Raw genomic sequence first — 6,217 nt, forward strand, 5'->3', positions numbered from 1 at the left:
AGTGAAACGCTCGACGGCCGTGCTGGTGGCCGCGTTGACGGTGGTGACCGCGGCGCTGGCCGGATTCGGCACCTGGTGGTTCACCCGGTCCGAGGAGCCGCTGCCGCCGCAGATCAGCGCGTACTCCAACGGCCATCTCACCCGCACTGGGCCGTACATGTACTGCAACGTGCTCAACCTCGATGAGTGCCTGCTGACCGAAGCGCAAGGCACGTTGGCGGTCGACTCGCGTCATCCGGTGCAGCTGTCGGTGGACGAGACCATCGGGCGAGCGCCGTGGCAACTATGGCGGCTCTACGACAACCCGGCCGACACCACTAAAGAGACATATCCGGCAGGCAGCACCCTGGCGGTCACCGTCCACACCGTGGATCCGCAGCGCGGTCTGCTGCGCGGGCTGGTGGTGCAGCTGCCCACCCTGGTCGTCGACGCCAGAACCGGCGAGCTGTTCACGGCATCGCACGCCGAGTGGGCGGTGGGAACACGCTGGAATAGTCAGACAAGCGCCGACTGAGCTCCGTGGCCAGCCGGCACCTGCTCGCCGTCCGGCACCGGCCCCGGCGGGGTTCCATCCCCGAATGGCCTGCCGCCCAGCGCTTCTCGGCCATGCGACGACAACCAATTCGCCAGGTCCGGCCCGTCGGGGACGATCTTCGTCGGATTGATGTCGGCATGCACCATGTAGTAGTGCTGTTTGATCTGCACGAAGTCGGTGGTGTCGCCGAACCCGGGCGTTTGGAATAGATCCCGGGCGTAGGCCCACAGCACCGGCATCTCGGACAGCTTCTGCCGGTTGCATTTGAAATGTCCGTGATAGACCGGGTCGAACCGGGCCAAGGTGGTGAACAGTCGCACGTCGGCCTCGGTGATGGTGTCCCCGACCAGGTATCGCTGATCGGCCAGACGGACGCTGATCCAGTCCAGCGCGGTGAACAGCCGGTCGTAGGCGGCGTCGTAGGCCTCTTGGGTGCCGGCGAAGCCGCACCGGTAGACCCCGTTGTTGACCTCGGTGTAGATCCGCGCGGCCACCTCATCGATCTCCTCGCGCAGCGGTTCGGGGTACAGCTGCGGCGCCCCGTCGCGGTGATAGGCCGTCCACTCGGTGGAGAAGTCCAGGGTCATCTGGGCGAAGTCGTTGGTCACCACCGCCCCGGTGGGCACGTCGACCATCGCGGGAACGGTGATCCCCTTGGGATAGTCCGGGATGCGTTTGAAGTATGCGTCTTGCAGCCGTGGGATCTGCAGCACCGGGTCCACGCCACCGGGGTCCAGATCGAAGGTCCAGCTGCGCTGATCGTGGGTGGGTCCGCAAAACCCTATGGAGATAACCTTTTCCAGGCCGAGCAGCCGCCGCACGATGATGGTGCGATTGGCCCACGGGCAGGCCCGCGCGACGATCAGACGGTATCGGCCCGGTTCGACGGGATACCCATCACGGCCGTCGGCGGTGATCCGGGTGGAGATGTAGTTGGTGTCGCGTGTGAAGTCGCCGCCGGCGAGGTAGCTGGCCATGACTACCAGAGTGCCACGTTCGGGCGATGCAGACGGCCCGCAGCGCCCGGCTGCCCAGTCCGGCTCACACCGGACTGTGCTGTGCCCAGGAGGTGCTCTCCCGGGCCGCGGCCGCCGGCGGCCCGGCCGGTCAGCCGGTTGCCGTCGGTGCGTGCAGGTTTCGTACCGTCGGCGAAGATTCCACCGTCCGCGGATCGGGGTAGGTGCCCAGCAGTCGATCGGCGGTGCCGGAGCTGGTCACGGTGAACCAGTAGTTCTCGTTCTTGAAGTGGTGGAACCGGTGGTTGCGCCACACGGCGCGGTAGATCGCATGGCGGGGCTTGTAATCGGTGTGGACCAGGTAGTGAATCCATTCGTAGAACACCAGGAAAGTCGCGATGGTGCCGACGAACGTCAGGCCTTTTCCGGTGTCGCTGAACGCGAGCAACACCAGCGGCGTCAGTGCGATGATCCCGATCAGGCTGGGCCACGGAATGAAGATCAGCGGGATGTCACGCGGGTCGCGGTGATGCCGCCGATGGTCACGGGCCAGCCGGGAGTCGATCGTGACGCCCGCCAGAGTGCGCGGACGCCAGTGCAGGATTCCGGTGTGGATCAACCACTCTCCCACCGGCGAAAAGGCAACGAGCGCAACGGCGATGACCGCGTCACCTACCGACCAGCCGCCCACCGTCAGGCGAGCTGCCCACAGTGCGCCCGCCCAGGTGATGAGCATCCACGGGGTGGGGTGCCGGACAAACTCAGCGAAGGCCTCACCCAGCGTCAGCTGCTTGCGGGTCATTGCCGACCCTCCAACTGGTCGGCGAGCGCGCTGAACGCGGCGCTGCCCAGCTCCAACATCGCCGCAGCAGCCAGCCGCGCGGCATCCGCGTCCGCGGCGGCGATGGCATCGGAAAGCGCTCGGTAGTGCTCGATATCGTTGACCTCGGCGGCCATCACGTTGACGAGCGCGTCGAGCGCGGGCACGTACGCCTGGTTCAGCGTGTTGAACAGCAGCCGAAACGCGATGGAGTCGGCGCTGTCCACGATGAGCTCCCAGAAGCCCAGAGCGCGCCACATCCGTTGCACGGGTTCTGATTCGACTTCCAACTCGTCCACCATGGCGCGCAGCCGGGTGCGGGCGTCGTCGGTGGCGCGGGCCGCGGCAAGCGCAGCCACCTGAGGACCGATGATGGCGCGGGCCTCGACCAGGCTGGCCAAGGTGGCGCGGTCGACGTCGCCGCCGTGCACGAGCAGCAACGGCAACACGTCGAACCCGGCCTCGACACGGAAGTCGCGCACCACTGTGGAACCGCCCTGGCGGACCTGGATGAGGCGCGCCCGGTCTAGACGGCCCAGCGCCTCGCGGACCGCGGCACGCGATACGCCGAGCGCCTCGGACAGGGTTCGCTCACTCGGCAGGGTGTCGCCGGGGGTCCGGTCACCGGAGAGCACCTGGCCGGCGAGTTGGGCGAAGATCTCGTCCGGGATCGATTGCCGGGTGATCGGCTTGAGGGTCATACCGCGCAGCCTAGCACCAAATTGGCCGGAGGTCTGGTGGTCAGACCAGTTGGCTTGGCGACGGGAGGTCACTGCTGCGTTTTCACTACTCAGTCAGCGACGACCGCCACCCGCGGCGGGATCGTCAGCACCGGCCCGGGCTCAGGCGTCGAGCTCGCGCGCCACTGCCTTGACCACCTCGGAGATCTGCCGAGCGGTCTTGCGGTCGGGGTATTTGCCCTTGCGCAGCTCCGGCTGCACAGTGCCTTCCAGCAGGGTGATCATGTCCTCGACCATGCCGTGCAGCTCGTCGGGGGTGTGCCGGTGCTCGACAGCCGGCGCCGCCTCGCGTCGGGTCCGCGACAGGCTCGGCGGGGGGTCGATCAGCTTCACCGTCAGCGCCTGCGGCCCGCGACGTCCGGCGGCGACGCCGAACTCGACCCGCTGGCCTGCCTTGAGACCCTCCACGCCGTCCGGCAGGGCCGAGGAGCGGACGTAGACGTCCTCACCTTCTTCCTGGGACAGGAAGCCGAAGCCCTTCGCGGCGTCGTACCACTTCACCTTGCCGGTCGGCACTGGTCTCACCTGCTTGTCTTGCTTGATGACGTATGTAAGGACATAAAGGAAGCGTCCCGCCTGCGCAGGACGCGTCAGCAGCCGATCCTACTCGGACGGAGACTCGCAAAACACCCAGGTTTCCTCGGTAGGCTGGTGCAGCCGCTAGAGGAGACAAGGACCGGACACCGAAGTCGATGTGGTCGCTCCCCGGCCGACCGAATCGGATTACGGATATGACGTTGAGGCAAGCGGGTCTGCGCACACCGCCACCGCATGCGGATGCTGCCGACGCGGACCACCAGGAGGCGGCCCGGAAGGCCGCCTTCCACGAAGCCGTGGAGCGCGCCGTCGCCGCGCAGATGCCGACCACCGGGCCGCTGGTGGACACCTTCGGGCGAGTGCACACAGATCTGCGGATATCGCTGACTGACCGCTGCAACCTGCGCTGTACCTACTGCATGCCGGCCGAGGGGCTGGACTGGATCCCCAGCCAGCACCTGCTGAGCGACGATGAACTGATTCGGCTGATGCGGATCGGCGTGGAGCACCTCGGCATCACCGACATCCGGTTCACCGGAGGCGAGCCGCTGCTGGCCCGCCATCTGGAAGGCGTGGTGGCCGGCGCCGCGGCCCTGCGCCCGCGGCCCGAGATCGCCTTGACCACCAACGGTCTGGGTCTGGCACGCCGGGCCGGCGCCCTGGTAGCCGCGGGACTGGACCGCATCAACGTGTCGCTGGACACCGTCGACCGCGCCCACTTCGCTGAGATCACCCGGCGTGACCGCCTGCCCGACGTGCTCGCCGGCCTGGGCGCGGCCGCACAGGCCGGGATGCGGCCGATCAAGGTCAATGCCGTGCTGGCTCCCAAGGTCACCGGCGACGACATCATCAACCTGCTGCGCTTCTGCCTGCTGCACGGCTACCACCTGCGGGTTATCGAAATGATGCCGTTGGACGCCGACCACAACTGGAACCGTGACGCCGGGCTCAGCGTCGAGCAACTGCTGGACAGGGTGCAGGCCCAGTTCACGCTGCGGCCCGATCCGAAGCCGCGCGGCTCCGCCCCGGCCGAACTCTGGCTGGTTGACGAGGGTCCGGAGACACCGGCGGGCACGTTCGGGATCATCGCTTCGGTTTCGCGGCCGTTCTGCGGAGACTGCGACCGGACCCGACTCACCGCCGACGGCCAGATTCGCAACTGCCTGTTCGCCACCGAGGAGCATGACTTGCGCGCCCTACTGCGAGACGGTTCCGATGACCACGCCATCGAGCAGGCGTGGCGGGCCGCGATGTGGACCAAGAAGGCCGGCCATGGCATCAACGATCCGGATTTCATCCAGCCGGACCGCCCGATGAGCGCGATCGGCGGCTGATCCATGACTCATCAGACCGATGTCACCGGTACCGGCGTCGCGGTGACGGTCCGCTACTTCGCCGCGGCGCGGGCCGCCGCCGGAGCCGAATCGGAGACCGTCAACGTGCCCGCCGGGGGCGGAGTGGCCGCCTTAACGCAAACCCTCGCTGCCCGTAACGAACGGCTGGCGGCGGTGCTGAGTCGGTGCTCCTACTTGCGCGACGGGGTCGCGGTGCGCGACCAGGAGGCGGCGTTGCGGCCCGGCGAAACGGTGGACGTACTGCCGCCGTTCGCCGGCGGATAGCGAGGCTCGACGCAGGAGAGACGACGCTGGACCGCCGAATCAGACCCGGCGGTTAGCGAGGCTCGACGCAGGAGAGACGACGCTGGACCGCCGAATCAGACCCGGCGGAGAGCATGATCTGCGTCACATAACGAATTGATTACGAGCCGACAACAGCTTGATGGAGCAGGCTTTGACCTGCACAAACGCTAGTGATTCCTGGTGGTTTGGGAAGAACCGGCGAGGAAAACACCCGGGAGCACCCTGGGTGACTCAGCGGGTAAGAGCGGTTACGGTACATCTCCGGGTGTATCGAAAATCTTCCGATCGATCCACCTTTCTTCACCCGTAGCGCCGAGCTCCATCCAACGGGCGAGGAAAACCACAAATACCTGATGGATGGAGGCGGGGGACCCACCGGGTCCGCCGAGAGCGGCCCTGAGGCCTTAACCGGCCTCTCGGGGTGAAGCCGAGACGCACCGTGTGCGTCAAGGCCGGGCAGTCCCCCCTGTCCGAACCCGACGCTGACCTCGCAGGCGTAGACAGAGAGGAATTCACCACCGTATGAGTGGACGGCATCGCAAGCCCACCCAATCGAACGTCAACATCGCCAAAATCGCTTTCACCGGAGCTGTGATCGGTGGCGGCAGCCTGGCCCTCGCCGGGACCGCAGCCGCGGCTACCGATGACGAGTGGGACCACGTAGCCCGGTGCGAATCCGGCAACAACTGGGGCATCAACACCGGTAACGGCTACCAGGGCGGGCTGCAGTTCTCGCCGAGCACCTGGAGCAGCCACGGTGGTGGCAAGTACGCCCCGTCGGCACACCTGGCCAGCCGCGAACAGCAGATCGCGGTCGCCGAGCACGTGCTGGCAACCCAAGGCCGTGGCGCCTGGCCGGTCTGCGGCCGCGGGCTGTCCGGCGCATCGCAGCGCGAGGTTCCGGCAACGCCGCCGGCCGACGCCCCGATCGACAACCCGGATGTCAACGGCGAGACCGTGGCCATGGACAACCCGATGGCTCCCCCGCC

General features: G+C 67.2%; 8 protein-coding genes and 1 riboswitch. Of the genes, 4 read left to right on the top strand and 4 right to left on the bottom strand.

All coding sequences use genetic code 11. The annotated features are described in order from the left end of the window. Position 1 precedes the first annotated feature (1 nt). Positions 2-514 carry a DUF2771 domain-containing protein gene (locus tag EJK91_RS07450; RefSeq protein ID WP_024443974.1) on the top strand — a complete coding sequence of 171 codons (513 nt, stop codon included), beginning with the start codon at positions 2-4 and terminating at the stop codon, positions 512-514. Here the strand turns inward: EJK91_RS07450 and EJK91_RS07455 are convergent. The 4 genes from EJK91_RS07455 to EJK91_RS07470 form a co-directional block, all read right to left on the bottom strand. Continuing rightward, entirely contained in the window at positions 496-1,512 is a 1,017-nt protein-coding gene (locus tag EJK91_RS07455) for a glutathione S-transferase family protein (RefSeq protein ID WP_125078594.1), read from the bottom strand. The genes EJK91_RS07450 and EJK91_RS07455 overlap by 19 nt on opposite strands. A gap of 130 nt (positions 1,513-1,642) precedes the next feature. Continuing rightward, positions 1,643-2,293 carry a sterol desaturase family protein gene (locus EJK91_RS07460; RefSeq protein ID WP_046301181.1) on the bottom strand — a complete coding sequence of 217 codons (651 nt, stop codon included), beginning with the start codon at positions 2,291-2,293 and terminating at the stop codon, positions 1,643-1,645. Beyond that, positions 2,290-3,012, bottom strand: coding sequence for a FadR/GntR family transcriptional regulator (locus EJK91_RS07465; protein ID WP_024443971.1), 723 nt, complete (start codon positions 3,010-3,012; stop codon positions 2,290-2,292). Before EJK91_RS07465 ends, EJK91_RS07460 begins: the two co-directional genes overlap by 4 nt. Before the next feature lie 141 nt (positions 3,013-3,153). Further along, the gene (locus EJK91_RS07470; RefSeq protein WP_024443970.1) at positions 3,154-3,567 is read right to left on the bottom strand and encodes a cold-shock protein; all 414 of its coding nucleotides are present in this window, start codon (positions 3,565-3,567) and stop codon (positions 3,154-3,156) included. A gap of 341 nt (positions 3,568-3,908) precedes the next feature. Between EJK91_RS07470 and moaA the strand changes: the two genes are divergently transcribed. The 3 genes from moaA to EJK91_RS07485 form a co-directional block, all read left to right on the top strand. Continuing rightward, on the top strand, positions 3,909-4,922 hold the full coding sequence (gene moaA / locus EJK91_RS07475) for a GTP 3',8-cyclase MoaA (RefSeq protein ID WP_046301185.1): 1,014 nt from the start codon (positions 3,909-3,911) through the stop codon (positions 4,920-4,922). Between the two features lie 3 nt (positions 4,923-4,925). Then, a complete protein-coding gene (locus EJK91_RS07480) occupies positions 4,926-5,207 on the top strand; it encodes a MoaD/ThiS family protein (RefSeq protein ID WP_024443968.1) in 282 nt (93 codons plus the stop codon). Positions 5,208-5,565: 358 nt separating this feature from the next. Further along, a riboswitch (cyclic di-AMP (ydaO/yuaA leader) is annotated at positions 5,566-5,741 on the top strand. Positions 5,742-5,750: 9 nt separating this feature from the next. Continuing rightward, positions 5,751-6,217 (top strand): transglycosylase family protein (locus tag EJK91_RS07485; RefSeq protein WP_164517906.1); only part of this gene is annotated, 467 nt, incomplete at its 3' end.

It is taken from the genome of Mycobacterium sp. P7213, from assembly GCF_900604305.1.
Classification (GTDB): domain Bacteria; phylum Actinomycetota; class Actinomycetes; order Mycobacteriales; family Mycobacteriaceae; genus Mycobacterium.

Coding starts and splice junctions, on each gene's coding strand:
- EJK91_RS07455 (WP_125078594.1), bottom strand. CDS start 1,512: ATGGCCAGCTACCTCGCCGGCGGCGACTTCACACGCGACACCAACTAC.
- moaA (WP_046301185.1), top strand. CDS start 3,909: ATGCCGACCACCGGGCCGCTGGTGGACACCTTCGGGCGAGTGCACACA.
- EJK91_RS07460 (WP_046301181.1), bottom strand. CDS start 2,293: ATGACCCGCAAGCAGCTGACGCTGGGTGAGGCCTTCGCTGAGTTTGTC.
- EJK91_RS07480 (WP_024443968.1), top strand. CDS start 4,926: ATGACTCATCAGACCGATGTCACCGGTACCGGCGTCGCGGTGACGGTC.
- EJK91_RS07465 (WP_024443971.1), bottom strand. CDS start 3,012: ATGACCCTCAAGCCGATCACCCGGCAATCGATCCCGGACGAGATCTTC.